Raw genomic sequence first — 26,380 nt, 5'->3', positions numbered from 1 at the left:
TCGTCAATACGGAGCTCGGCGTGGAGCTTCCGGTGCCGTCGGTCGTTCGAGAGATCATCTCGGCGGCGGAGGAGACCTCCGGGTTACTTGGCGTGCGCTAAAAGTCCCGGAGGTTGGGTTGTGAACGTCCCCGCATGGATGTGGATCGCGACGATCGTAGGTCTGCTCGTTCTGCTAGCCGTCGACCTCGTCATCGTCGATCGAAAGCCCCATGAGGTGACGATCGGTGAGGCCGCCCGGTGGGTGGTCTTCTACGTGGCGATGGCCGTGGTCTTCGGTGTCGGCATCTGGTACTTCTCGGGTGGTCAGTACGCGACGGAGTTCTTCGCCGGGTACATCACGGAGTACTCGCTGAGCGTCGACAACCTCTTCATCTTCTTGATCATCATGACGACGTTCAAGGTGCCCGCGATCCACCAGCACAAGGTGCTGCTGATCGGCATCCTGCTCGCCCTCGTCATGCGCGGCATCTTCATCGCCGCCGGCGCCGCGCTCATCAGCCAGTTCAGCTGGGTGTTCTTCATCTTCGGCGCGTTCCTCATCTACACCGGCTGGCAGCTGGCGCGGGAGAACCACGACGAGGAAGAGGAGTACAAGGAGAACCTGATGCTGCGCATGGTGCGCAAGGTTTTCCCGGTGACGCCCGACTTCCACGGCTCCAAGTCGTTCATCAAGATCGACGGCAAGCGGTTCGTGACCCCGATGTTCATCGTGATGGTCGCGATCGGCTCCACCGACCTGCTCTTCGCGCTCGACTCGATCCCCGCGATCTTCGGCCTCACCAAGGAGCCGTTCCTGGTGTTCACGGCCAACGCGTTCGCGCTGATGGGTCTGCGCCAGCTGTACTTCCTGCTCGGCGGCCTGCTGGCGAAGCTGGTCTACCTCTCGATCGGCCTGTCGGTGATCCTCGGCTTCATCGGCGTGAAGCTGATCCTGGAAGCGTTGCACACCAACAACCTGCCGTTCCTCAACGGCGGTGAGCCCTTCCACGTGCCGACCATCGGCATCGAGGTCTCGCTGTCGGTGATCATCGGCGTGCTGGCGATCACGACGATCGCCAGCCTGCTCAAGGTGAAGCGCGACCCGGAGTCCGCGAAGCACGTTGGTGCCAACCACTAACTGATGGCGGCGCCGTTCTGGTAGACGGCGCGGATCGCCTGCTTGAGGGTGCCGGCCTTGACGTGCTGCTCGGCGTCACCCTCCACGAGAACGAGATCGGCGAGCTTGCCCGGGGCGAGCTCGCCGAGTTCGTTTCCGAGGCGCATCAGCTCGGCGGCGGACGTGGTGGTCGCGTAGAGCGCTTCCGCCGGCGTCATGCCGTACTCGACCATCAGCGTGAGCTCGTTGAGGTTGTTGCCGTGCGGACCCACGCCCGAGTCGGTGCCCATCGCGATCTTCACGCCGGCCTGATACGCCTTCTGGAACGCCTGGAAGTGCTGCGAGACAACGGCTTTCGCCTTCTCCAGGATGACGTCCGAGATCGCCACGCCGGCCGCCGCCTGGTCGAGCACCATGCGCGGGGCCATCAGCGTCGGTACGAGCCACGTGCCGTTCTTGATCATCTCTTCGACGCCCTCGTCGGTGAGGAACACGCCGTGCTCGATGGACCGGACACCGTTGCGCACGGCGGTGAGGATGCCGTCGCCGCTCATCGCGTGCGACATGACCGCGATGCCTGCGGCGTTGGCCTCCTGCACGATCATCGCGATCTCCTCGTCGCGGAAGTGCGCGTGGCGAGGGTTGCTGCGCGGTGACATCACGCCGCCGCTGGACGCGATCTTGATGATGTCCGCGCCGTGCCGGACGAGCGTGCGGATGACCTTGCGCAGCTCCTCCGGCCCGTCCGCGACGGTGTTCGGCAGGCCGGGGTGCAACGGCGGTGAGATGTGCGCGCCGCACTGCATCCAGTCGTCGTTGTGGCCGCCGGTCTGCGACACCATGTTGACCGCGATCTGCATGCGCGGCCCCTGGATCAGCCCGCGCCGCACCGCTTCCGCGACACCGAGGTCGGCGCCGAGCGCGTCGCGAACCGTCGTGATGCCGCAGTCGAGCGTGGCTTTCATGTTGCCGATCGCCTCGTAGAACGGCAGCGAGAACGGCGTGTTCAGCGACCGCACCAGATCGGCGCCGCTGAACATGAAGTGCACGTGGCAGTCGAACAGCCCCGGCAGGATCGTGTGGCCGGTCGCGTCGACCACGGTGTCGCCGTCGAGCCCGATGCCGACGTCGACGATGCGGTCGCCCTCGACCACCACGTCGCCGGGCTCCGTCGCCCGGCCGGTGAAGACCCTGCCCCCAGAGAACACGATGCGCGTCATACGCGGAAATCTATGCGGCGAGTCAATTTTTGTGATCGGTCAACAACCGGTGATGAGCTTTGCTAACAAGTTCTGTTAACGTCCTGCTCGTGCGCCCCGAAGACCTGTCGCTGCTCACCACACCCGGCACCGTCGCCGTGTCCGGGGACCTGGTGCTGGTCAGCATCGCGAAGCCCGATCTCGACTCCAACACCTACCGGGGCGGTCTGCACCGGGTTCATCCGGACGGCACGACAACGCCGTGGACACACGGTGATCGGGACAATGCGCAGCGCATTTCCCCGGACGGTCGTCTGGTCGCGTTCCTGCGCGTCACCGGAAAATCCAAGCCGCAGCTCTACATCATGCCGGTGGACGGCGGTGAGCCCCGCAGGTTGACCGACCTGCCGCTGGGCGCCGGCGCCCCGGTGTGGTCGCCGGACTCGACCCGGATCGCGTTCGTCGCCCGCGTGCCGGAGGCCGGCCGCTACGGCACGACCGATGACGGCCCCGAGTCCGAGGCGCCGCGCCGCATCACGCGCATGGACTACCGGATCGACGACGTCGGCTTCCTGACCGACCGCCGCCCGCGCCTGCACGTCGTTGACCTGGACGGTGTTGTCTCCGAGGTCACCGACGGCGCGTTCGACGTCGCCGACCCGGCCTGGATCGACGACTCGACGCTGGTCTTCGCCGGCCCGCGCGACTTCGGCGCCGCCGAGACGCTGCACTCCGACCTGTACACCGTGCCCGCCAGCGGTGGTGAGGTCTCGCTGCTCGTGCGCGGGGCCGGCGAGGTCTCGATGCCGCTGGTGGTCGGCTCGTCGCTGTACTGGCTGGGCACCGAGTTCACCGGGATCGACGCCGTCGCGCGCAACCACGGTCTGTGGCGCGCGCCGCTCGACGGCTCCGCTGAGCCGGTCCGGCTGACCGACGTCGAAACCGTTGACGTGGAACGGCAGTCCGGTCCACCCGTCGCCGATGCTTCGGGCGTGCTGCTCGTCGTTCGCAACCGCGGTGCGCTGGAGCTGCGGCGGATCCCGTTCGACGGCGGGCCCGGCGAGGTTCTCGCGGGGTCTTCCGCGGCCGTGAAGTCCTTCGCGTCCGACGGGTCCACTGTGGTCGCCGTCGTGTCCACTCCGGACAGTCCCGGTCAGGTCGAGTTCGTCGGAACCGGTGTGCGCACGGCGTTCTCGTCGGTGTCGGCTCGTTCTGTCGTGGAGCTCTCCGGCTCGGCCTCCGACGGCTACCCGGTTCACGGCTGGCTCGTGCTGCCCGAGGGCGAGGGCCCGCACCCGGTCGTCCTGGCGGTGCACGGCGGCCCGTTCATGTACCACGGCTGGGGCTTCTTCGACGAGGCCCAGGTCTACGCGTCCGCCGGTTACGCCGTCGTGCTGCCGAACCCGCGCGGCTCGGCGGGCTACGGCCAGTCCCACGGCCAGGCGGTGGTCGGCAAGTTCGGCACGGTCGACGTCGACGACGTGCTGTCCGTTTTGGACGTTGCCCTCGCTCGCCCTGACTGCGACTCCGAGCGCGTCGGCGTGATGGGCGGCTCCTACGGCGGCTTCATGACATCCTGGCTCTCCGCGCACCACGGCGAACGCTTCCGCGCGGCGTGGAGCGAGCGCGCCGTGAACGCGTGGGACTCGTTCTCGGGCTCCTCGGACATCGGTTACTTCTTCACCGACGCCTACTGCGGCACCGATCCCGAGGCGCAGCGGGTCATGTCGCCGCTGACCTACGCGGAGAAGATCAACCTGCCGTTCGCCGTCGTGCACTCCGAGCACGACTGGCGTTGCCCGATCGAGCAGGCTCAGCGCATGTTCGTGGCTTTGAAGCGACGTGGCGTCGAGGCGGAGATGCTGATCTTCCCGGGTGAGGGGCACGAGCTGACCCGGTCCGGGCAGCCGCGGCACCGCAGGCAGCGCTTCGACGCGGTGCTGGAGTGGTGGGGCCGCTACCTCAAGGCCTGACCCGGTCGCCGGTGACCGCCCTGAGCAGCTGCTCACGTGGCGGTCCCGGTGGCGCTGGGTGGGTCAGCCCCGCCCAGATCCGTTCGATGCGATCGTGCAGATCGCTGTCGGTGTCGAAGACCGAGACCCGGTCGAGCAGCCCCACGCGGCCGATGGTCCGGCGCAGCACGTGGTCGTCGTGCGGTGCCGTGGCCAGTGCTGTTCCGAAGGCGAACAGGGGATAGCAGCCGTCGCGGCGACTGGGGTCGACCGGCGTGCCGCTCCAGGCTTCGTTGCGTGCCGCGTCGGTCTCCAGCGCGAACCTGTGGCGTTCGCGGGCTTCGGGGCCTACTTCGGCGAGGTAGGCCTCTGTCAGGTCCGCGGGCGTGGTGTGCGTTGCGCTGACCCGACCTAGAGCCTGCGCGTGCACCAACGCGAACGACAGCCCGTAGGCGAACGCGGGATCGGTGTGGCACAACGCGTCGCCGACAGGGATGAGACCTGGCACTCCGGGGCCTGCGGCGCGGTCGATGTTGGCGAGGCCGCCCATCGGCAGCACGTCGGTGATGGGGCGGGCGTGGTCCGGTGAGGTCATCACGTCGAGCGGTGTGATGGTTCCGGCCGCCGCCATCCAGGTGTCGTTGTCCCGCAGCACCCGCAGGTCGTGGTCCGCGGTCGGCACGAGAAGGATCACCGCGAAGGTCCGGTTGTCGCCGCGGAAGGTGTTGAACCCCATGTACCCGAGGTCGCCGCGCGGGTTGAGCAACCACGGCCCGGTGAGGTGCTCGGCGCCGGGGGCGAGGGCGAAGTAGCGGCAGTAGTAGATCGCGCCGCACTCGCTGGGCTTGGCTGCGGCTCGTGGCCAGCCCGGCGGGCAGCGGTACCGGCCGAGCGCGTCGACCACGACGTCCGCGGCGATCTCCTGCCCGTCGTCGAGGTGCAACCCGCGCGCACCGGGCACCAGACAGGTGACCTGCCTGCCCGCGATGAGCCGCACGCCGGGTTCGGCCACCGCCGCGCGGCGCAGGGCCCACTCGATCATCGGGCGGCGCACCCAGAGGTAGACCAGGTCCTCGTCGCCGGGCTGCCGCGGGCCCGACAGCTTCGCGGCCACGTCCTGCTCCTCGGCGCCCGCGTCGAGGAGCGCGGCGATCACGTCCGGAGCGAGTTCACGCAGGACCTTGCGGCCTCGCGGCAGGAAGGTGTGCGGCTGCTGGAAGTGCGGAATGCCCTTGCGCACGACGTCGAACGCGTCCTCCGGGCCGTCCTGCGCCGTCACGTGGTCGCGCTCGACCACTACGGCCGAGTGCCCGGCACGTGCCACCGTCAGGCCGGCGGCCAGCCCGGCCACACCACCCCCGGCGATCGCGAACCGCATCCGTTCAGGCTAGGCACGCGGCCGTTCGGAGGACAGGGTCGTCGGACCTGTCAGTCCGGAGTGGACGGCAGTGGCTGAGTGTCGAGGGCGCGGAAGCGGTCGAGGAGTTCCTTCTCGCGCGCGGATTCCGAGCGAATCGCACACGGTGCTGGGGTTGCCCAGGCTCGTGCATGGCCACAGCCCTGCACGGCAGTGGAACTCCCGGTCGAACCCAACCTCGGTCACGTTCGACACAGCGAGCCGAGCAATCTGGGCTGGCAGCTCTGCCACGCTTCCCCGCGCGTTTCCTCCTGGCGCAACGCGCGAACCCCCGATTTGGTTCCTGCACTGTCCACAGCCTAGCCGAGGACCGATAGTGCCAGGTCAGAGGCTTGCGCGCCTGTGGATAACTCGAGATCAAGCCAGCGTGATCAGCCCAGCAGCGTGTAGTTGAGCTCCTCGCACACCCGCGCCAACGGCAGGTCGAGCCCTGGATGGTCGAGCGGCAGCAGCACGTCCGGGGCGGCCGGTAACCCGGAGGCACCGGGCGGGTCCCACAGGCAGATCGCCGGGTCCCCGGAGTCCATCGACGACCGGTACCAGAGCCCGTCCAACTCCGGATAAGCCGCCCGGATGGCCCGCGACCAGGCCTGCGTCACGATCTTCGGCCCCGTGGAGATCTCCTGCGACGCACCGACCCGAGTGGGCCACAGGCCGCCCAGATCGAGCAGGCGGAGGGTGCGGCGCGGCCGAAGCACGACGAGGAACGGGCTGCGGGTGCGCCGGTCGACGATCGAGGTGGCCTGGAAGACCTCGGCGATCGACGTGCGCACGGACAGACCGAAGTAGAGGACGCCGTTCTCGTGGTCCTGGACCGGGGAGCCGTCTTCGGCTGGAAGCTGGGCGTCGAAGCGGGCGTGCGGGAGCGGGCCCGTGTAGCGGAACGTGTTCCAGCGCTGGGGGTGGGAGCCCTTGGCCGTGAACACGCGGACCAGGCGGGTGGCGCGGTGTACGGCCACCACGTCCTCGGTGCGGCGCAGGTGCGCTTGCAGCACGGCAGGGGCAGGTGGCTGCGGAAGCCGTGACATTCGGGTCCTGTCGGGTGTTCGGGAGCGCTCAGGCAGGGGTGCCGAGCACGGAGGCCAGGTCGGCGACGTGGCGCGGGTCCCCTCCGGCGAGGAGCCACTCGCGCGGGGTCGCGGGCTTGCCGTCTACGGGCAGGTCCTCCTGGGGGGTGGTCATGAACGCGGCGACTACCAGTGCCGGTTGGTCTGACGGGATCGCCGCCAGAACGGTTTCCAGGCCTGGGAGAACGCCGCTGCCCGCGAACTGCCACGCGGGCAGGCGCCAGCTGCCGCGGTCCTTCCAGCCGACGAGCCTGCCCACGCCGAGCCGGTGGCGGATGCGGCTCGTGTCGACCTGGAGCTGGCGTGCGGCGTCGGCGACGGTGAGGGCGGAGTCGCGCAACACGGCGTGGGCGACGACGGTGCGGGTGCGGGGCTTGGCGTCACCGGCGCCCGCCGGCGACAGGTCCAGGCCCACGTCGGTGAGCGCGGACTGCTGGTCCGGCGTGAAGTAGCTGGCTGGTTCCGGGTGCGGTGGAGCGAGCCTTCGTGCCGCGTCGGTCACGAGTGCCAGGAACTCGTCGGGGCTCACCTGCAGGCCGGCCTTGGCCAGCACCGTCTCCAGTGCGGGACTCATGCGCACAGAGTATCTCGCGCGTGCGCATTTGTGCGCCCTACCAACGGCCCAATACGAGAACGTCTACGTTGTGCGCTCACGCAACGACGCTACGTGAGTTTTCGGGTTCTGAGCAGTGACGTGGGCCTCACGCCCGGCGCACGAGACCGCCGTCGAGCTGCTTCAACCGGAAGCTGAACAGCACCAGCACGACGCCCCACAGGATCGCGAACACGCCGATGGTGATCACGAACGCCAGCGCGCCCGCGGTCGGGTTCACGACCAGGATGATGCCGAGCAGCACCGTCAGCACGCCGGTGACGACGTAGAACCACTCGTTCGTCATCACCTTGCGCAGGCGGATGGCGTCGACGATCTGCAGCACGCCGGTGACCAGCGCCCACGCCGCGATCAGGAGCAGCAGTGCGGTCGCGGTGATGCCCGGCCAGAACAACGCGATCAAGCCGGTGACCAGGCCGAGCGCGCCGATGAGGCCGAGTGCCCAGCGGGCCGGCCACTCCTTGTGGGTCAGTGTCAGGTACAGCATCATCGCGCCGTCGACGAACGCGTAGGCGCCCCACAGGATGATCAGGGCGATCAAGGTGAGGCCCGGCCAGACGAGGGCGGCCACGCCGAACAGGACAGCGAACACTCCGCGCACCGTGAAGAGCCACCAGCGTTGCATGGCCCAGATCGTCTCGGCTGTCGTTCGGGTCGGCAACCTGAGACCCTCGTTCGGTGCTGATCCGAGTGGCTGACTGGGAGCGCATCCGGTCCGGTGAGGTCACGTTGCAGTTCCGGCGGTGGAAACGGCCGACGGTGCGGGCCGGCGGGACCTTGCGGACGTCGTTGGGCGTGCTGGCGATCGACGCGGTGGACGTCGTGTCGAGGGTGACGCGTGCCGAGGCGAATGCCGCCGGGTTTCCGACCGTGGTCGCTTTGATGTCCTCAGTGGACGGTCGGGAGGGCTCGCTTTACCGGATTCGCTTGCGGTTCGTGGGTGAAGATCCACGGATCGCGCTGCGTTCGTCGTCCGATGTGGACGGATTGGAGCTGTCCGACGCGGCGGTGGCGTTGCTGCGGTTGATCGCTGCGCACCCCGGCGTGCGGGCGGCGGATCTGGCCGCGTCTGTGGGGCGCGAAAAGCTGCCCTTCAAAGCGGATGTGCGCAAGCTCAAGGCTCGCGGGCTCACCGAGTCACTTGAGGTGGGCTATCGCCTCTCCCCGCGGGGAGAGGCGTACCTGCGTTCGTTGGATTCCTAGCCCTGGCCCGTGATGATCGACACCGCGAGGTCCTGCGTCTGCTCACTGACCTCCGCGATCTGGAACCCGCGCGCCTGTGCGTGCGCGACCAGCTCCGGCTCCGGCGGCAGGCCGTACTTGCGCAGGTAGTGCGGCACGGCGCCGGCCCAGATCCAGGTGCCGTCGGTGCGGAAGTTGAGCGGTACGTCCTGCTCGCCGCTCTGCGAGAACTCGTCCATGTCGTAGCTGCGCGCGGCCAGCACGACCGGCGCCGACTCGAGGTAGGTCAGCAGGCTGTCGACCAGCTGCGGGTCGATCGGCTGCCGGTTGACGATGATGCGGCCCTCGTCGTTCTTGCCGTCGTACACCCTCGCCGTGCGCAGCTCGCCGGACTGCTGTTGCTGCTGGTCCGCCGGCGGGACCTGGTACTCCTGCTGCGCTGCCGGCTCGGGTTCGGGCGCGGGCAGCGGCGGCAGGCCGACGCGCTGGCGCCACCAGTCCGGGATGAGCCGGTCCGGGCGGGGGAACGTCTGCAGCTCGTCGCGGAAACCGATGGGCGGCGGCATGTTGCGCCACCGCGGCTCGTCCTCGGCGTTGAAATCGACCGTGAACGCCGCCGGCGCCTCGATCTCGTAGGTCGCGCTCAGCCACGTGCCGCGGTCCGCGTGGTACATGCCCGCGCGCAGCTGCCCGAACATCTGCACGACGTCCATCGGCGGACGCACCGGCCGCAGCTGCCCGTCCGGACCCGCGAACGCCAGGTCGACCTCGATGTGCCGCCCGGCCGCGCGGTACTCGGCCCGGATGCGCTGCCAGCCCTGCGGTACGGCCGGCAGCATGGCGCGGCCGATCTGCCGCACCAGCTGCTGCTGGTCCTGTTCGCTCAGCGGTGTCGCTGGCTGGCTCATGTGCTCCTCGCCCCTCTCCCCGAAAACGCCCGCTGATCTTATCGGGCCGACGCTGTGCGCGCGGGCCGGTCGGTCAGTCGTGGCCGTTCACACAGATCTGATGGGCCGGGGAGCGCCGCGGTTCCGGTTGCCGGAGCGCGGACTCGCGATGGTCAGGCGCCGGATTCGTTCGACTGCGCCTCGTCCAGCTTCTCGCGCAACCAGTCGGGGGTGTGCTCGTCCGAACGCGGGAAGAACTCGAAGTCGAGCTCGTACGCGCTCGGCTTGAGCGGTGGCACGAACGTCGGCTCGCCGTCGTAGTCGTAGTCGATCTGGTAGCGCCCCGGAGGCTCCAGGGTGAGGGTGCTGGTGAACCAGGTGCCCCTGTCCTGTTCGTACATCCCGTTGCGCAGTTCGCGCATCTTGCGCAGCGCCGAGGTCGGGGTCGGCGTGCGCTGCTCGGTGCCGGACGAGTCGGTGACGATGAACGTGGCCGTGTCGACGCCGTAGGTGGAGCGGAACGAGAGGTTCGCCCGTTGCCACCCCGCGGGGAGCTTGGCCAGGAGCATACCGCCCACCTCACGCACGAGCTCTTCCTGCTCCGGCGGGCTCAGCGGTGCTGGTTCCGTCATCAGATGTCCTCACTCGGCGATCGGTCGGTCGGCTGGAGGTTACCCAGATCGTCCATCACGTCTTCCGGGGCGGGATGTTGTTGTAGACGATTTCGTCCGCCAGCACGCCGTCCACCCAGTACCTCGCGGTGATGTACTCCGGCGTCTTGTTGCTGCCGGACGGGTAGTCCATCTCCACCTCGACGTTCAGGGTGGGCCTGGGGTCGCGGCTGAGGATCTCTCCCCAGTGCTCTTCGAGCGCGCGGTAGTTGTCCGCGAAGGTGCTGCCGGGCTGGCGCTGGTTCAGGGACTCCAGCATCGGCACCATGTTGACGTACTCGCCGGGTCCGTCGAACTCGGTGCCCGCGAGGTGGCCGCCGTTCCAGCCGACGTCCTCGAACAGCTGGACCTCGTGAGGTTCCGGGTCGCGTCCGTGCTGCTCCCGGAAGTTCTTGATGGTCTCCTCGTTGTGCTTGCGGTACTCGTCGCGGCCCTCGTGACCGACAGGGCCCTGGTCCGGGCTGCGCCGCGCGTCGTCCGAGCCGGTGTGGACGAGCTCGCCCTCCATCCTGGACGTGCGGGCCTCGGCGTCGGTGTGGAAGTGGTAGACGCTGCCGGCCTGGCCGGTGACGTGGTAGGTGGCGTTCGGGAACGGCTGCCTGCTGTCCGGCCGCCAGTTGCCCTTCTCGCCCGAGGTCGTGTGGACCTCCACGATCCGGCCGGTGTCGTCGGTGATGAACGTGCCGCGCTCCCGGCCCGCCCTGTCCGTCACCTCGTAACGGGTGTTCGGCTCCAGCACGCTCGGCGTGCCGTCGGGCTCGCGACCGAACGGCTTGCTCTTGAGCGGGGCGTCCGGGCTGTTCGCGTCGATGGTGATCTTCGGACGCGGATCCGGATCGGGTTCGGACCCGTCGCGCGAGGTGTCCGCGTCGTCGGCCGCGCGGTCGCGGGCGTCGGTCGGGTCGAGGTCCTTGTCCTTGTCGTGCGTGCCGGGCGCGAAGCCGTCGTCGCCCGCCTTGGACTTCGAACCGTCCGGGTAGTGGGTCTCCCACTCGCCGTTGGGCGGGATCTTGGGCTGGCGCGTGCCGTCCGGGCGGATCTCGGGGTCGCTGGTGAAAACGCGGCCGTGGCTGTCGGTCCAGGCGGGCTTGGTCGGGGCCAGGACCGGGGCGTCGAGGTGCCGGGAGAGCTGCTGGGCGAAGTCGTTGCTGGCGGCGTCGCAGCCGATCAGGCGAACGGGCCTGCTGCCGTCGTAGCCCGCGCGGCGAAGCATGTCCGCGTACTCGGCCGGGGTGTAGTCGTGGCCGCCGATGCGGGCTCTGCCGTCCGGGGTGATGTGGACGTCCGCGGTGAAGTAGCGCGGGTCGTTGGGGACCCTGTGGGGCAGGTCGCCCATGTCCGTGTCGCCACCGTGGTGGGAGACGCCGGCCGGGGTGCTTTCGGCGTGGCGGGCGTGCGCCTCTTCCGGGCTGGGGCGGTCCGCGGGCGGGGCGTCCGGGTCGTGGCTGTTGGGGTTGTTCGGGTCGCTGTCGTGCGGCTTGTCCGGCGCGTTGTCGCGCGGCTTGTCGGCGTCCGGGCCGTGGTTGGGTGCGTCCGGCTTGTGCGGCGCGTCGGTGTCCGGGCGGTGCGGAGGTGCTGCCGTGTCGGTGCCGCGGGAGCGGGGGCCGTCCGCGCTTTGCGGGCTGTGCGGACGTGAGCCGTCTGGGCGCGTGCCGTCTGGGCGCGTGCCGTCTGGGCGCGTGCCGTCGGGCCGGGTGCCGTCGGGCCGGGTGCCGTCCGGACGCGTGCCGTCTGGGCGGTTGCCGGGGCCGCTGCCGTCGGGACGCGACGGGGCGTCGGGGCGGTGGGGAGCATCCGGGCGCGACGGCGAGTTGGGTCCGTGCGGCGTGTTCGGGCTGTGGGGTGCGTTGGGGCCACCGTGGGGAGCGTTCGGCCCGTGTGGAGCGTTCGGTGCGTCGGGACGCGACGACGGCGTGTTGGGTCCGCCATGCGGTGCGTCGGGACGCGACGGCGCGTGTGGCGCGTCAGGTCGCGACGACGGCGCGGTGGTGCCGGCGTGTGGTGCATCAGGACGCGACGGACCGCCATATGACGCGTCGGGGCGGGACGGCGTGTTCGGGCCGTGTGGTGCGTCGGGGCGCGATGGCGCGTTGGGTCCGCCGTGCGGTGCGTCGGGGCGCGACGGTGCGTTGGGACCGCCGTGCGGGGCGTCAGGACGCGACGGTGCGTTGGGTCCGCTGTGTGGTGCGTCCGGACGAGAGTTGGGCGCGGTCGGGCCGCCGTGTGGAGCGTTGGGGTTGTGCGGTGTGTTCGGTCCGTGTGGTGCGTCTGGGCGTGACGGGGCGTGTGGCGTGTCCGGTCGGGACGGTGCGGACGGGCCACTGTGCGGTGCGTCGGGACGCGTTGGTGCGGACGGGCCGTTGTGTGGAGCGCCAGGACCGCCGTGGGGTGCGCTGGGACCGCCATGAGGTGCACCGGGACCCCCGTGGGGTGCGCCGGGTCCGCCGTGCGGAGTGCTGGGTCCGCCGTGGGGTGCGCTGGGACCGCTGTGGGGCGCGTTAGGACCGCCGTGGGGAGCGCCTGGGGTGGTGTGGGGTGCGCTGGGGCGGGTGTTTGGCGCTTCTGGGCGCGAGGACGGGGCGTTGGGGGCGTCCGTGCGGGCCGAAGGTGCCGATGGGGTGTTGGGGGTGTGGGGTGCGTTCGGAGCCGTTGGGGTGGACGGCTGGCGCATCGGGGTGTCGGTGCGGGGTGCGGACGGGGAGTTCGGGGCGCCGGTGGACGGAGCGTGTGGGGTTCCTGCCGACGGGGTGTTGGTCGGCGTGGATGGTGCTGCCGGGGTGTGTGGGGGCGCGGCGGAGGGGGCCGTTGCGCGGCTTGGTGGGGTTGCGCCTGCGTCTGGGCGGGCGGCGTTCGGGGTGCCCGCTGAGGGAGCGCCTGCGGACGGGGCGTGGGGCATTCCGCCGGTTGGGGCGGAGGGGGAGTGCGGCATGCCGCCTGACGGCATTCCGCTTGAGGGGGCGGAAGGCATTGAGGGTGCCGAAGGTGTCGAGGGCATCGACGGGGACGATGGCATCGACGGCGGGCGTGGTGGGGCGTCTGCTCGGGAGGCCGACGTCGACATGTCCGGGGTGCGCGGGGCCGACGGGGCCGAAGGGGCCGACGGGGTGCTGGCGCCTGGGCTGCCTGGAGTGCCGGTCCAGCCCTGGCCGCCTGTGGACGGACGGCCTGCGGCTGGGGCGGCTGGGGCGTTGCCGGGGGCGTTCGGGGCGCCGCCCATCGGGCCCGCTTGGGACGGCGTCGAGGACGGGGAGGTGTCCGGGGTGCGCGGTGGGGCGGGGGCGTGGGGGACTTCCGCGCGGGTCGGGGCTTCTGGGGCCGAGACCGAGGACTGGGTGGTTTGGCCTGTGTTGCGGGCCGGGGACGGGGTGTCCGGAGTGGAGGACGGGCCCGTGTGCGGGGTGCCGGGGGACGTCGGGGAGCTGTCCGGGGTGCGCGACGACGGGGAGCTGTCCGGAGTGCGTGACGGCGCGTCCGGCGTCGAGGAGTTGTCGGGCGTGCGCGACGGGGACGAGCTGTCCGGGGTCCTGGAAGGGGAGTCCGGGGTGCTGTCGGGCGTCCGGGAAGGCGACGGGGCGGACGACGGCGACGAGCTGTCCGGTGTTCGGGACGGGCTTGGCGCGTCCGGCGTCGACGAAGTCGAAGAAGAAGAGGGCGACGACGAGGAAGGCGAAGAGGAAGAAGGCGAGCTGTCCGGAGTGGACGAAGGCGAGCTGTCCGGCGACGAAGGTGACGAAGGTGACGAGTCCGGCGACGACGGAGAAGAAGGCGAGCCGCCCGAAGGCGAGAGGTCCGGGGTGTCGGTGCGGTGGAACAGACCGCCGGGCTTGATGGACTTCGTGGAGATCACGTCGAGACCGGTGACCTTGCCGACCAGCTTGCCGACGACCTTCATGATCTTGGTGAAGATCTCGACCAGCTTGCCCAGCATGGGCGAGACCTTCTTGATGGTCTTGATGAGCTTCTGGATCAGCTCGCCGATCCTGGTCGCCCACTTCGAGATCGCGGTCACGGCCTGCGCCACGATCACCGGCGTGCCGAAGCCCAGCGTGAAGACGGCCTCCAGCACCCACGTGATCAGCTTCGCGACCAGGTCCGCGATCAGGTCGCGCACCATCTCGCGCACGAACCCGACGACCATGCCCATCACGCCGACGACGGTGCCGACCGAACCCGCGGTGGAAGCGGCACCGGACAGGGCGTCCAGCTGTTCGCCGGCGGCCTTGCGGTACGCGTCCGCGGCGGCGCCGGTCCACTCCGACGTGGCGTCGACGGCGGCCTTGTAGTCGGCCGTGACCTTGCCCAGCTCGGTGGAGACGTTGCCCCACGTCGTGGAGTACGACTGGATCACCGGCGGGTCGCCCGCCAGCCAGTCCAGCGCCTCCTTGAGCGGCTGCATGTGCTCCATCAGGAACGACGCCGCGGACGACAACAAAGTGCCGAACGGGTCGATCGCCATCGACGCGGCGTCGGCGACCAGGCCGACCACGCCGAGGCCGCCCTCGATCCAGTTGCCCTCGGAGATGCCCTTGTAGGCGTCCACCGCGGAGTCGGCGATGTGGAAGCCGGTCGCCCAGCCGTTGTCACCGGTGCCGGCGTTGAAGAAACCGGAAGGCTCGGCGGGAGCCTTTGCCACCAACGGGTTCGGTGAGGACATCAGGCGCCGCCCTTCAAGGTCTTGGCGATCTGGTCCTCGACCTCTTGGTAGTCCTTCGCCGTGTCGGCGACCTTCTTCGCGGTGGAGTCCATCGCCTCGGCGACGCCCTTCAACGCGTCCATGCCCCACTGCTCAACGGGGTCGAGCAGCATCCGGAACGGCTGGCAGATGATCCCGTACGCGTCAGTCGGCATCGACACGGTGTTCGCCGCGTCCACTGCCCCCTGCAACCGCCCGTGCAGGCCCTGCAGAGCCTTGGCGTGCGCTTCCAGCACGTCCGAGGTGACGTTGAAGCCGGTCATCGAACCCCCTCAAGTTCGTGCGGCGAACGGGACAGATCAGGTGAGCACGGACTCCCCGCCGAAGTCGTCGTCGTCATCTGACGGCGGACGGCGGCGCGCAGGAGGTGCGGGCGGTCGCGGCGGCGGAGGAGGCGCGTCGTCCTCCACCCGGAAGTTCATCTCGTTGCTGTCGTACGGCGTGCGGGCCGGCTCTTCGGCCGGCGGCGCCGGGAAGTTCTTCTTGGCCTCGTTGAACAGCACGTTCGCCGTCTCGTCCTGCGTGCCGATGGTCTCGGCCATGGCTTCCTGCAGGAGCTCGGGAATCCGCGACTGCGCGCGCTGCAGCAACTTCATGATCTCGCCGCTGATCTCGGACATCCGTCGTCCCGAGGCGGACTCGTTGATCACCAGGTTCTGCAGGATCCCGTTGGACCCCACGGTGATCTCGACAGCACCGTCCGAGGAGCGTTCGGAGATCGTCATCCCCTGCACGCGCGTCGCCATCTCCTGATAGCGGGCAGCGCGCTCCTGGATCTGCTGGTTCCAGTTCGCGAGCATCTGCTCGGACCCGGCGATGTCCTCGGGCACCCGAAAAACCCCTCCCACAGCGGCAGCGGACTCAAAGGATGACGCAGCCGGGCGTGATCCAGTTCCGTCGGCTCGGCAAATCGACCGCACAGACCAGCGGCGTTCCACTGAGTGGACCAGTGGAACGCCGCCCGGTCAGTGTTTGATGCCCTGCTTCGCAGATGGCGTCGAGATCGTCGAGAAGTCGCCATCCGGCCACCGCTTCGGGCCGAATCGCCTTCGGCGGTTGACCCGAAGGGACGTCCGGATGACCGACACGACCTCGATGTTTCAGTTCACGCCGAGCAGGTCGACGACGAAGATCAGCGTCTCGTTGGGCTTGATCACGCCGCCGGCGCCGCGCGCGCCGTAACCCAGGTGCGGCGGGATGACCAGCTTGCGCCGGCCGCCGACCTTCATGCCCTGGACGCCCTGGTCCCAGCCGGCGATGACCCGGCCGCCGCCGAGCGGGAACTGGAACGCCTCGCCGCGGTCCCAGGACGCGTCGAACTGCTCACCCGTCGAGTGCGAGACACCGACGTAGTGGACGGACACGAACTGGCCGGCCGTGGCCTCCGCACCCTCACCGACGGTGATGTCCTCGATCAGCAGGTCGGCGGGCGCCGGGCCGTCGTGCGGGTCGACCTCAGGCTTCGTGGGGGCCATCAGAACTTCCTCTCGGAACGGGATTGTTCGCCGTCGATCCAATCACGCGCGTGCGCACGCGGCCGAATGGCCTACGAAGACCAGCCCTAGCCCGTCTCGAAATTCTCTGTTGATCTGTAAACGACCCCGGCCCTGCACCGGGGGCACACAACAGAAGAAGGAGATGATCATGGCGGCAACCCTGCACCGCCTCCGGTCATGGCTCGGCGCGGCATTGGCAGCAGCGACGCTGTCGATGGCGTGCGTCAGCGTGGCCGAAGCAGCTCCGACCCCGGACGGCGAGGTCGGCACGCAGATCGTCGGCGGCCAGCGCGCGAGCACGTCCACCTACCCGTGGGTCGTCTACCTGGCGACCAGCAGCGGGTTCCAGTACTGCGGTGGCACGCTCGTCGCCCCGAACAAGGTCGTCACCGCCGCGCACTGCACCGAAGGCGACTCACCCTCCGCGGTCCGCGTGGTGGCCGGCCGTGACGACAAGAACTCCACCGCGGGCACCGTCGCCCGCGTCACGAAGATCTGGATCCACCCCAGCTACACCGACGTGACCCGCGGCTACGACGTCTCGGTGCTCACGCTCGACCGCAACCTGTCGCAGACTCCGATCAAGTTCGCGACCAGCGCGGACAGCGCGCTGTACGCCCCAGGCACCAGCTCGACGATCCTCGGCTGGGGCACCACGAGCTCCGGTGGCTCGGCCTCGCGCTACCTGCTCAGGGCCACCGTGCCGCTGACCAGCAACTCCAGCTGCACCAGCTCGTACGGCGGCGACTTCAACGCCACGCACATGGTGTGCGCCGGCTACGCGCAGGGCGGCACCGACACCTGCCAGGGCGACTCCGGTGGCCCGCTCGTGGCGGGCGGCAAGCTGATCGGCATCACGTCGTGGGGCGAGGGGTGCGCGGCCGCGGGCTACCCCGGCGTCTACGCCCGCGTCTCCACCTACGCGACGCAGATCCAGGCACAGCTGTAGAACAACGGCCGGGAAGGGCGCGCAACCCTTCCCGGCCTTGTTTACGTCCTGGAGGCATGAACGGCAGAAAGCTGTTGGCCGGTGCCGCCGTGCTGGCCCTCGCCGGAGTGTGTGTGAGCTCCGCGGTGCGGGACGAAACCCCCGTGCCACCACCGATCGTGGACTACGGGCCGGTGCGCCTGGTCGCGTTCGACTCGTGCGACAACGCACTGACCGAACTGCGCCGAGCCATGGCCCCGTACGTCAGCGCGTACGGCCTCGGGGGCAACGCGCGCATCTTCGCCGCCGAAGGCATGGCCACCGACTCGAACGCGGCCGGCAACGCGCAGAAGAGCATGCCGCAGGCCGCCACGCCGCCCGCGCAGCAGCAGGAGCACTCGACGACGAACGTCCACGAGCAGGGTGTCGACGAGCCCGACATCGTGAAGACGGACGGAAAACGCGTCGTCTCCATCGCGGACGGCAAGCTGCGCGTGGTCGACGTCGCGAGCAGGACCGTCTCCGGCACGCTCGACCTGGGCAACAACCGTTACGCCACGCAGCTCCTCGTCGCCGGCGACCGCGCGCTCGTCGTCACCAACGGCTCCAGCGTGATCTACGACCGCCCGGTGCCGCAGGGCAAGCCGATCATGCCGGAGCTGTACGCGGGCACCGAGCTGATCCTCGTGGATCTCAAGGCGCTCAAGGAGATCGGCAGCCTCAAGACCGACGGCCTCTACCTCGACGCCCGTCAGATCGGCAACACCGCGCGCGTCGTCGTCCGGTCCCAGCCGCGCATGCCGTGGGTCTACCCGGACCAGACGACCAACGAAGCAGGATCCTTGCGCCGCAACAAGGAGATCCTGCAGAGCGAGCCGATCACGTCCTGGCTCCCGCAGTACGAACTGAACGAGAACGGCGCCAAGTCCAGCGGAACCCTGGTCGACTGCGCGAACGTCAGCCACCCGGTCGTGCACTCCGCGACGTCGATGCTGACCGTGCTCACGTTCGAGCTCTCCGGCCAGCTCGGCACCGGCCAGCCGGTCTCGATCGTGGCCGACGGCGACACCGTCTACGGCACCGAGCGCAACCTCTACGTCGCCGACGACCACCGCTTGACGCCCGAACTTCCCGGCAGGCAACCGGTTCAGCGTCCTGTCACGACGGCGATCCACCAGTTCGACATCAGCCAGGCCGGGCCGCCCAAGCACGTCGCGTCCGGTGACGTCGGTGGCACGCTGCTGAACCAGTACTCGTTGTCCGAACACGACGGCATCCTCCGCGTCGCCACCACCACGGGCACCGAGACCCGTTGCTGCTGGCGCATGCCTTCAGACGTCGTGCCGAACCAGGCCCCTGCGCCGCCTTCGGAGAGCTTCGTCACGACCTTGCGCCGCGACGGCAACAAGCTGGCCAAGGTCGGTGAGATCGGCGGACTGGGCAAGGGTGAGCGCATCTACAGCGTCCGGTTCATCGGCAAGATGGGCTACGTGGTCACGTTCCGCCAGACCGACCCGCTGTACACATTGGACCTGAGCAATCCCGCGCAGCCCAAGGTGACGGGAGAGCTGAAGATCACCGGCTACTCCGCCTACCTGCACCCCGCGGGCGACGGCAAGCTGATCGGCGTGGGCCAGGAGGCGACCGAGCAGGGCCGCGCGACCGGCACACAGGTCTCGCTGTTCGACGTGAGCAACCCCGCGTCACCGCAACGGCTCGCGCAGCACCACCTGCCGGGCACCAGCTCCGAGGCCCAGTTCGACCCGCACGCTTTCCTCTACTGGCCGCAGGACGGCACGCTGGTGATCCCGGTGTCGAACTACAAGACGGCCCCGGAGATCAGCTCGCTGGTGCTGCGGATCGAGGGCAACCAGATGCGCGAAGCCGGCAAGATCGTCGAGCCGCAGAACACCAACTTCGGCGGCGCCAGGCGGACGATCGTGATCGGCGACCAGCTGTGGTCGATCTCGACGAACGGCGTGCAGATCAACGCGCGGAACGGCCTGGCCCAGCAGGCCTGGCTGCCGTTCTAGGCTCCGACGCGGTCTCCGTTGAGCAGGCGGTGCGACAACACCGTGCCGCCTGCCATCGCCGCCGGGATCACGATCATCGCGGCCAGCGGGATCAGGCACAGCAGGTAGGCGGGCACGGCGAACCCGAGCACCATCGCACGCCGGGTCGCGAGGATCTGCCGGCGCTGCTTGAACGACCTGCCGCGCCGCGTGAACGGGATGCCGGTGAGCTCGATCCCGAGCAGGTACCCGTTGATGCACACGGCCAGAACGGGCACCAGCGTCTGCCCGACGATCGGGATGAACCCGCAGAAGAACAACGGGATCGCGAACAGGATCGACACGCTGACCAGCAGCAACGTGCTGCGCAACCCGACCAGGAACCCGCGCCACCAGCCGACCTGCTCCGCCTCGGGCACGCCGCCGAGCTCGTCCTCGACCTCCTCGGCGATGTACTCGTAGAACGGGCCGCCGATCATGATCGTGATCGCGGTGAACAGCAGCACGCTCAAGCCGAGGATGCCCGCGATCACCGAGATGCCGACCGCGACCTCGACGACGTTGCGCCAGGTCTCGCTCCACGAGTCGGCGAACCCCGTCAGCCAGCCCGCGATCGAGTCGATGTGCATGATCAGCAGCACCCAGCCGGTGATCATCAACGCGGCGGTGATCACCGCGGGCAGGGCCCCGACGAGCACGCGCTTGGGTGAGCTGAACACCAGCCTGAACCCGCGCAGCAACAGTCCGACGCCCGCACCGAAATCCTTGATCACGCGCGCAGAATAGTCGGTTCGAACCGGACGGTCCCCGGACACGTGTTGTGTGAGGGACCTTCGGGACCCATTTGAGATGCGGGAAAGCACGAAACCGCTCGACCGGGCATGATCGATCGGCCTAGCCCGGATGGCGGTTCTTGCACACCCGAACCCGCTGCCACCATGCGAGCTGATTGCGGGAGGCGTTGAGGTTGAGCACACCAGCTAAGAACGCCGTCGTCGTCCCGGACGGGCCGCTGCCGATGCTGCCGCCCGCCATCTGGGAGTCGAAGGAAGTGCAGGACGCGGTCGCCGCGGAGTCACCCGGCGCCGTGGTCGCCATCGCGCGCAAGGCGCACGGGTTGCGGCAGGACGAACTGGGCACGCTGGCCGGGTTCTCCCAGTCGGCGATCTCCCGCCTGGAGGCCGGCAGCAACATCGCCTACGACATGCGCGTGCTCAGGACGTTGCAACGGCTGCTCGGCATCCCCGCCCACCTGCTCGGGCTCACGGACCGCACCGTGCCGATGCGCTCGGGCGAGGCGCGGCGGCTCGCGGCCGGGGTGCCGGAGTTCGCCGGGCTCGACGGCGTGGCGAAAGACCTGGTCGTGGGCATGGAGGGCAAGGCGCTGATGGCGTTGTGCGCCTCTGCGGTCTTCGGCGCGGTGAACGGCAACGGCGCCATGGCCGACGACGCCGTGAGCCAGCTGCTCGTGCTGCGCCGGATCGTCAACGACGCGCACAACTGGCGTGGCACCGGTGCGCTCATGCCCGCCGTGCGCAGCATGTACGACTTCATCGACGTGCTGCGTCGTAACGCACGCGGTGACGTGAGGCGCAGGCTCCTCGGCACTGGTGCGATGTACGCGGAGTTCTACGGCTGGCTGCACGAGGAGGTCGGCGACCTGCGCAACGCGGCCGTGTGGACGTCCAGGGCGCTCGAACAGGGACAGGCCGCGGACGACCGGGACGTCGTCGCGTACTGCTACGTGCGGATGAGCCAGCTCGCCGAGGTCGAAGGCGACGACGACCGCGTCATCGGCCTGGCGCGCGCCGCCCAGCGCGAGACGGGGCTGAGCCCGATCGTGCGCGCGATGGCGTTGCGGCAGGAGGCACGCGGGCTCGCTAGGGCCGGTCAGGACGCGTGCATGCCGCGGTTCGACCTCGCGCAGACGCTGGTGCTGAGCGCGGAACGGCCGCAGACCGACGAGTACTCCATCGGCTACTGCTTCAGCGACCTGCACGTGTCGATGCAACGCGCCGCGAGCATGGTCGACCTCGCCGACCACCGCCGGGCCATCAACGCGTACTCGGACCTCATGCCGCGGTGGGGCGCCATCTGCCAGTGGGAGCAGGGCGTGCACACGGCCAGGCTCGCCTACGCGCACGCCGCCAACGGTGACGTCGAGCGGGCCGTCGACTACGGGTTCGCGGCACTGGACCTGGCCCGCGCGACGGGATCGCAGCTGATCGTGAACGAGCTGGACAGGCTCGACCCGTGGAACGAGACGCCCGCGATCGCCGCGCTGGCCGCCGAGGTCACCCAGCTGAGGTAATGCCGTATGCGAGTTCCGCATACGCGACCCGCAATTGGTATGTAACCCTCCCAATTGCGGGTCTGACATCGCACGATCTATGACGTGATCGACCTAGCCGAACGAACGCCGCGCTCGGACGAGGTCAGTTCCGAGATGTTCTGCGCGGCCGTGGCACAGCAGAACTCGGGCCCGTATCGGCTCAAGTTCTACGCGACCACGCACGCCGTCGTGTGTGTGGTGGACGACGCCGAGGTGAAGGCATGAGCATTCAGGAACGAACGGAAGCGCGCATGCCCGTGTTGCTGGTCCGCAAGCGTGCGGGTGTCGTAGGCGAGACACAACGCACGTGTCACCTCGTACCCATGCCCGACGACGACCACACGCCGCTCGCGCTGACCGCGTACTGCGGCGAGCTCATCCACCGCGGTGAGGCCGAACTGCTCGCCCAGCCGTCCGGCATGCCGTGCGTCGGCTGCTTGTTTCGCGTTCCGATGCCACGCAGCGGAGAACTGAGCGGCAACGACTGGTAACGCGAGATCCCGGTCGGGCCACAGACTCGTAAAGCTCCACCGGAACGGTCCACCCGGACGATCACGATGGCTACCTTTGGCGGCATGAGGATCCTGGCGGGGCTGGTCGCACTTCTCCTCGTGCTGACGGGATGCGGCAGCGACGGCGAGGACCGCTTCGCCCGTCCCGGCGCGCCCAAGCAGTCGCCGAGCGGGAAGTTCGTCGCGCACGCCGAGAGCGCGAGCGAGGTGCGGGTGGTCGACCGCAACGGCGGTGACGTGTTCCGCAAGTCCTACGAGTACGCCACGAGCTCGCGCGCCGACGGCATCGGCGTGGTGTGGTCGTCCACCAAGGACCAGCTGTGGGTGCTCGTGCCCGGCGACACCAGCGAACGCATCGAGGCCGGGCCGGACGGCGTGTGGACGGCGACCCAGGCCGAGCTACCCGGGGAGATCACGCGGCTCGGGTGAGGCGTCCTGCTCGCCCTGCTCCAGCCGGCGGCCGCGCTCCAGTTCCGCGTCGAGTTCGGCGCCCAGCAGCACGGCGATGTTGGAGATCCACAGCCACACCAGGAAGACGATCACGCCACCGAGCGAGCCGTAGGTCTTGTTGTACGACGCGAAGTTCGCCACGTAGATCGCGAACCCGACGGTCGCCAGCGCCCACAGCACGATGGCGAGCAGACTGCCCGGTGTGACCCAGCGGAAGCCCGGCTGCCGCACGTTCGGCGCCGCCCAGTAGAGCACCGCGAACGCGAGCGACACGAGCAGCAGGATGACCGGCCACTTCGCGACGTCCCACACGGTGACGACTTTGTCGCCGAGCCCGATCCAGTTGCCGACGGTGTCCGCGACCCCGCCGGTCAGCACGAGTGCGCCCAACGTGAGCGACACCAGCACCACGGAGCCCAGCGTCAGCACGAGCCGTAGCGGCACTGTCTTCCAGAACGGGCGGCCTTCTTCTACGTCGTACACGGCGTTGCACGCGCGCATGAACGCGCCGAGGTAGCCCGACGCGGTCCACAGGGCGGTCAGCAGGCCGATGATGCCGAGCAACCCGGCGGCGGACTGACCCTTCTGCAGCTCTTCGACGGAGGACTTGATCAGGTCGCCGGCCTGGCCTGGTGCGACCTGGTCGACGTACTTCATCAACTCCTGCGTCGTCGAGTCGCCGAGCAACGCCAGCGCGGACGTGAGCACGATGAGGCCGGGGAACAACGACAGCACCGCGTAGTAGGTGAGCGCTGCTGCCCAGTCCGTCAGGTTGTCGTCGTTGAACTCTTTGACTGTCCGTTTGAGAACGCCCCACCAAGCGCTCTTGGGCAACTTGGTGGGGCGGTCGATCGTCTTACCTGCGGGCACGGCGCCAGCTCCACGAACGGCTGCTGGAGCCGATTCCGGCGAGGTGCAGGGCGAGAAGCAGTAATCCGAGCACCACGAGCGTGTTGACGGTGATCACGTCACCGAGCGCTACCTTCGCGAGGTCGAGGATCAGCGCGAGGCCGAACGCCACTGCGGCAATGATGGCCATCATGGTGCCACCTCCTGTCTGGTGACCTGCGGATACCCACTTCGTTAGCCGGGAATCACACCGTTCGGAGCAATGGTCGTGTCATGATCCGCGCTATGAACGTCCAGCGGTGGCAGGCGGCCGCGGTTCCGTGGTGGGTGACCAAGGTCGGGCTCGTCGGTGGCTGGATCCTCGCCTTCTACTTCGCCTCTTCAGCGAACGACGTGCCGTGCACCACTGCTCAGCCGTGCACCCCGGATCCGTTGTTCTCGCTGGCTGTGGTGCCGTTGCTGGCCACGCCCCTGCTGTTGTTGTTCGGCCGTGTGCTCACCGGGTGTGCGATGGGCGTGGCGTTCGGTGCGCTCGACATCGTGCTCGACAGCAGTGCGGCGGCCAACGTCTCGTTTGGTCTGCACGCCGCTGCGTGTGCGGTGGTCGCGGCGTGGACCATCAGGTCGCGCGCGGACCAGCACGCGGCGGCGGGGGCGACCGTTGTTTCGTTGCCGGACATGCCACCGCCACGCGGTGTTCTGCGCATCATCGCTGTGTTGCTGGTGTTGTTCGGGTTCTTGACGTTCGTCCAGTACAGCCTCAGCAACGACGAGATCGAGCAGCACATCGCGAAGTCCAGCCGCGTCGAGGCCGAGGTCGTGGAGATCAAGGACTCCTACGAGGTGTGGGTGGAGCTCCCGGACCGGCAGCGCGCGTCGTTCCAGCCGCTCGCGCCGGAGACGTACCAGGTGGGCGACACGCTGCCGGTGCTCGCGGACGGGTCGTGGGTGCAGCTGGTGAACGAACCCGAGGACGTCACGTGGTGGCTGACGATCGGCGGCGCCGCGGTGTTCCTCGCGATCATGCTGGCCGCGCGTGAACGGCGGCGGCGCGCGTTGTGGACCGGCCCGGTGAAGGCGGTCCGGTTGCAGGCCCACCCGGTCGGGCCGCGCCGCATCCTGTTGCGGCACAACAAAGACGACATCGCGACGGTGACCACGATGGCCGACCTGGGGCTGGAGGAGCCGCTCTACCACGACACCGAGCAGTTCGGCCGGGTCTGGCGCGGTGAGGAGGACCCGCCGCTGCAGCTCGACCCGGTCGAGCTGATGGTCGCGGGGGAGTGGCACCACGGCGGGCAGGTCGCGTTGCTGGTCGAGGGTGAGGTCGTCGCGACCAGCACGCTCAGCAGGGTGCGCCCGCGGCACACCGTCCACAGTGCACACCTGCCGGGCGAACCGGTCACCGCGGGCACGCCGGTCGACTTCCCGCACGCGATGTGGCCGGGGGACCGGCGACGTGCGGAGGGCGTGATGCTGCTGCTCGGCGCGGCCGGGGCGTTGATCTTGCTGAAGTACTACCCGGACTTCATCGTCCTCGGCCTGATCGGCGTGCAGTGCGTGCTGTCGGCGGTGCCGCGGTTCCAGCCGTTGCTGCGGCTCGACCACGGCTCGATCGTGCTCTACACGGGCATCTGGACCTATCGGGTGCCGTGGGCGCAGCTGCACGGCGTGCGGCGCTCCGGCTCGCAGCTCATGCTCGCGTTCGGGCCGGCCGGTGACGTGCTCACCACGCCGCCGCTGCCGGACCACGAGGCGGGCGAGAAGCTGATGTGGGCGCGCGCCCGGTCGTTGATCGCCGACCACCCCGGTGAACGGGTGGGCCGCAAGCTCAACATCAGCGTGTTCATCGGGCTCGCCTACGTCGGCCTGCTGCTGTTCATCTGAGCCGGGCCACGGCTTTCAGCAGACGGTCCACATCGGACTCGTCGTTGTACGGCCCGATCCCCGCCCGCACCGCGCCCTTGTCGCCCAGCCCGAGCCAGCGGGAGCACTCGATCGCGTAGAAGTGGCCCGCGGGCGCGTTCACTCCCTCGGCGCCGAGCCTGCGGTACACCTCGGCCGGGTCCAGCCCGTCGACCGAGAACAGCACGGTCGGGGTGCGCAGCGACGCCTTGCTGTAGACGCGCACGCCGAGCTCCTGCAGCCCCGTCTCCAGCTGGTGGCGGAGCTTGAGCTCGTGCTCCTCCAACCCGTCGAGCGTGCGCATGAACTCCACCGCCGCGGTCGTGCCGGCCAGCAGCTCGTACGGCAGCGTGCCGAGCTCGAACCGTTCGGGCACGGCGTTCGTCGACGGCAGCAGCTTGTCCGGGCGCAAGGTCTCCAGCAGCTCGGGTGCGGCCGCCAGCACACCGAGGTGCGGGCCGAGGAATTTGTACGGCGAGCACACGAAGAAGTCCGCGTCCAACGCCTCGACGTCCACCGGAACGTGCGCCGTGTAGTGCACGCCGTCGACGTAGACGAACGCCGCCATCTCGTGCGCCGCGTTCGCGATCGCCTGCACGTCCGGACGCGTGCCGAGCAGGTTCGACGCCGCCGTGATCGCCACGACGCGGGTGCGGTCGGACAGCAGGTTCGTCACCGCCTCGACGGGCAGCTCGCCGGTGGTGCGGTCGAACGGCGCCCACCGGACCGTGGCCCGTGCCGCCTCGGCCGCCTGCACCCACGGACGGATGTTCGCGTCGTGATCCATCCTGGTCACGATGATCTCGTCGCCCGGCCGCCAGTTCTTCGCGAGCGTGCGGGAGATGTCGTACGTCAGCTGGGTCATGCTGCGGCCGAAGACGATGCTGCCCGCGTTGAGGAACTCGGCCATCGTGCGGCGCGCGGTCCGGACGACCTCCTCGGCCCTGCGTTCCGATGCCGTCACGCTGCCGCGGTTCGAGATCGCCGAGGTCAGCGTGGCCGCGACGGCCTCGGCGACGACGTCGGGCGTCTGCGAGCCGCCGGGGCCGTCGAAGTGCGCGGCACCCTCGCGCAACGCCGGGAAGTGGGCGCGGACAGCGGCGACGTCGTAGGCCAT

Annotated in this window: 25 protein-coding genes; 10 read left to right on the top strand and 15 right to left on the bottom strand. The window is 69.3% G+C overall.

Annotated features, from left to right (window positions below):
• The first annotated feature begins 120 nt into the window (after positions 1-120).
• A complete protein-coding gene (locus LFM09_RS15175) occupies positions 121-1,119 on the top strand; it encodes a TerC family protein (RefSeq protein WP_414097070.1) in 999 nt (332 codons plus the stop codon).
• On the opposite strand, the gene LFM09_RS15170 is transcribed toward LFM09_RS15175, so the two are convergent.
• Positions 1,116-2,318, bottom strand: a complete 1,203-nt coding sequence (locus tag LFM09_RS15170; protein ID WP_414097069.1) for an amidohydrolase family protein — start codon at positions 2,316-2,318, stop codon at positions 1,116-1,118. The two genes, LFM09_RS15175 and LFM09_RS15170, sit on opposite strands and share 4 nt — an antisense overlap.
• 89 nt (positions 2,319-2,407) lie before the next feature.
• On the opposite strand from LFM09_RS15170, the gene LFM09_RS15165 reads away from it, so the two are divergent.
• Positions 2,408-4,270: a S9 family peptidase gene (locus tag LFM09_RS15165; protein WP_414097068.1), complete on the top strand. Its 1,863-nt coding sequence runs from the start codon at positions 2,408-2,410 to the stop codon at positions 4,268-4,270.
• On the opposite strand, the gene LFM09_RS15160 is transcribed toward LFM09_RS15165, so the two are convergent.
• From LFM09_RS15160 to LFM09_RS15145, 4 genes are all read right to left on the bottom strand, one after another.
• Entirely contained in the window at positions 4,260-5,627 is a 1,368-nt protein-coding gene (locus LFM09_RS15160) for a hypothetical protein (RefSeq protein ID WP_414097067.1), read from the bottom strand. The two genes, LFM09_RS15165 and LFM09_RS15160, sit on opposite strands and share 11 nt — an antisense overlap.
• 410 nt (positions 5,628-6,037) lie before the next feature.
• Entirely contained in the window at positions 6,038-6,694 is a 657-nt protein-coding gene (locus LFM09_RS15155; protein WP_414097066.1) for an RES family NAD+ phosphorylase, read from the bottom strand.
• Between the two features lie 28 nt (positions 6,695-6,722).
• On the bottom strand, positions 6,723-7,307 hold the full coding sequence (locus LFM09_RS15150) for a DNA-binding protein (protein ID WP_414097065.1): 585 nt from the start codon (positions 7,305-7,307) through the stop codon (positions 6,723-6,725).
• 127 nt (positions 7,308-7,434) lie between these two features.
• Positions 7,435-7,971 (bottom strand): HdeD family acid-resistance protein, encoded by a 537-nt coding sequence (locus LFM09_RS15145; RefSeq protein ID WP_414097064.1) that lies wholly within the window; start codon positions 7,969-7,971, stop codon positions 7,435-7,437.
• A gap of 53 nt (positions 7,972-8,024) precedes the next feature.
• Between LFM09_RS15145 and LFM09_RS15140 the strand changes: the two genes are divergently transcribed.
• Positions 8,025-8,549 carry a hypothetical protein gene (locus tag LFM09_RS15140; RefSeq protein ID WP_414097063.1) on the top strand — a complete coding sequence of 175 codons (525 nt, stop codon included), beginning with the start codon at positions 8,025-8,027 and terminating at the stop codon, positions 8,547-8,549.
• Here the strand turns inward: LFM09_RS15140 and LFM09_RS15135 are convergent.
• The 6 genes from LFM09_RS15135 to LFM09_RS15110 form a co-directional block, all read right to left on the bottom strand.
• The gene (locus tag LFM09_RS15135; RefSeq protein ID WP_414097062.1) at positions 8,546-9,436 is read right to left on the bottom strand and encodes a hypothetical protein; all 891 of its coding nucleotides are present in this window, start codon (positions 9,434-9,436) and stop codon (positions 8,546-8,548) included. The genes LFM09_RS15140 and LFM09_RS15135 overlap by 4 nt on opposite strands.
• Before the next feature lie 152 nt (positions 9,437-9,588).
• Positions 9,589-10,047, bottom strand: coding sequence for a hypothetical protein (locus LFM09_RS15130; RefSeq protein WP_414097061.1), 459 nt, complete (start codon positions 10,045-10,047; stop codon positions 9,589-9,591).
• A 55-nt stretch (positions 10,048-10,102) separates the two neighbouring features.
• Positions 10,103-14,740, bottom strand: a complete 4,638-nt coding sequence (locus tag LFM09_RS15125) for a DNA/RNA non-specific endonuclease (protein WP_414097060.1) — start codon at positions 14,738-14,740, stop codon at positions 10,103-10,105.
• Entirely contained in the window at positions 14,740-15,042 is a 303-nt protein-coding gene (locus LFM09_RS15120; RefSeq protein ID WP_414097059.1) for a type VII secretion target, read from the bottom strand. Before LFM09_RS15120 ends, LFM09_RS15125 begins: the two co-directional genes overlap by 1 nt.
• 36 nt (positions 15,043-15,078) lie before the next feature.
• Complete coding sequence (locus LFM09_RS15115; protein ID WP_414097058.1) at positions 15,079-15,609, bottom strand: YbaB/EbfC family nucleoid-associated protein; 531 nt, start codon at positions 15,607-15,609, stop codon at positions 15,079-15,081.
• A 270-nt stretch (positions 15,610-15,879) separates the two neighbouring features.
• Positions 15,880-16,254, bottom strand: a complete 375-nt coding sequence (locus tag LFM09_RS15110; RefSeq protein WP_414097057.1) for an FKBP-type peptidyl-prolyl cis-trans isomerase — start codon at positions 16,252-16,254, stop codon at positions 15,880-15,882.
• Between the two features lie 169 nt (positions 16,255-16,423).
• Here LFM09_RS15110 and LFM09_RS15105 point away from each other — a divergent pair, with 169 nt between their 5' ends.
• Together LFM09_RS15105 and LFM09_RS15100 are read left to right on the top strand one after the other, a co-directional pair.
• A complete protein-coding gene (locus LFM09_RS15105) occupies positions 16,424-17,224 on the top strand; it encodes a S1 family peptidase (RefSeq protein ID WP_414097056.1) in 801 nt (266 codons plus the stop codon).
• 56 nt (positions 17,225-17,280) lie between these two features.
• Positions 17,281-19,236: a beta-propeller domain-containing protein gene (locus tag LFM09_RS15100; RefSeq protein ID WP_414097055.1), complete on the top strand. Its 1,956-nt coding sequence runs from the start codon at positions 17,281-17,283 to the stop codon at positions 19,234-19,236.
• On the opposite strand, the gene LFM09_RS15095 is transcribed toward LFM09_RS15100, so the two are convergent.
• Entirely contained in the window at positions 19,233-19,988 is a 756-nt protein-coding gene (locus tag LFM09_RS15095; protein ID WP_414097054.1) for an EI24 domain-containing protein, read from the bottom strand. The genes LFM09_RS15100 and LFM09_RS15095 overlap by 4 nt on opposite strands.
• Positions 19,989-20,182: 194 nt before the next feature.
• Here LFM09_RS15095 and LFM09_RS15090 point away from each other — a divergent pair, with 194 nt between their 5' ends.
• The 4 genes from LFM09_RS15090 to LFM09_RS15075 all read left to right on the top strand — a co-directional run bounded on the left by LFM09_RS15090 (position 20,183) and on the right by LFM09_RS15075 (position 22,488).
• Positions 20,183-21,526: a helix-turn-helix domain-containing protein gene (locus LFM09_RS15090; protein ID WP_414097053.1), complete on the top strand. Its 1,344-nt coding sequence runs from the start codon at positions 20,183-20,185 to the stop codon at positions 21,524-21,526.
• A gap of 84 nt (positions 21,527-21,610) precedes the next feature.
• Entirely contained in the window at positions 21,611-21,772 is a 162-nt protein-coding gene (locus tag LFM09_RS15085; protein ID WP_414097052.1) for a hypothetical protein, read from the top strand.
• Complete coding sequence (locus tag LFM09_RS15080) at positions 21,769-22,038, top strand: hypothetical protein (protein ID WP_414097051.1); 270 nt, start codon at positions 21,769-21,771, stop codon at positions 22,036-22,038. Before LFM09_RS15085 ends, LFM09_RS15080 begins: the two co-directional genes overlap by 4 nt.
• A gap of 84 nt (positions 22,039-22,122) precedes the next feature.
• Positions 22,123-22,488, top strand: a complete 366-nt coding sequence (locus tag LFM09_RS15075; RefSeq protein ID WP_414097050.1) for a hypothetical protein — start codon at positions 22,123-22,125, stop codon at positions 22,486-22,488.
• Here LFM09_RS15075 and LFM09_RS15070 read toward each other — a convergent pair.
• Positions 22,459-23,379: a YihY/virulence factor BrkB family protein gene (locus tag LFM09_RS15070; RefSeq protein WP_414097049.1), complete on the bottom strand. Its 921-nt coding sequence runs from the start codon at positions 23,377-23,379 to the stop codon at positions 22,459-22,461. The genes LFM09_RS15075 and LFM09_RS15070 overlap by 30 nt on opposite strands.
• The gene (locus LFM09_RS15065; protein WP_359857668.1) at positions 23,366-23,551 is read right to left on the bottom strand and encodes a hypothetical protein; all 186 of its coding nucleotides are present in this window, start codon (positions 23,549-23,551) and stop codon (positions 23,366-23,368) included. The genes LFM09_RS15070 and LFM09_RS15065 overlap by 14 nt, the downstream gene beginning before the upstream one ends.
• A 92-nt stretch (positions 23,552-23,643) precedes the next feature.
• Between LFM09_RS15065 and LFM09_RS15060 the strand changes: the two genes are divergently transcribed.
• Positions 23,644-25,245, top strand: a complete 1,602-nt coding sequence (locus LFM09_RS15060) for a hypothetical protein (RefSeq protein WP_414097048.1) — start codon at positions 23,644-23,646, stop codon at positions 25,243-25,245.
• Here the strand turns inward: LFM09_RS15060 and LFM09_RS15055 are convergent.
• Positions 25,238-26,380, bottom strand: coding sequence for a cysteine desulfurase-like protein (locus LFM09_RS15055; protein WP_414097224.1), 1,143 nt, complete (start codon positions 26,378-26,380; stop codon positions 25,238-25,240). The genes LFM09_RS15060 and LFM09_RS15055 overlap by 8 nt on opposite strands.

The organism is Lentzea alba, assembly GCF_047445655.1.
Taxonomy (GTDB): domain Bacteria; phylum Actinomycetota; class Actinomycetes; order Mycobacteriales; family Pseudonocardiaceae; genus Lentzea; species Lentzea alba_A.
This window is presented reverse-complemented; position numbering and strand designations above follow the sequence as displayed.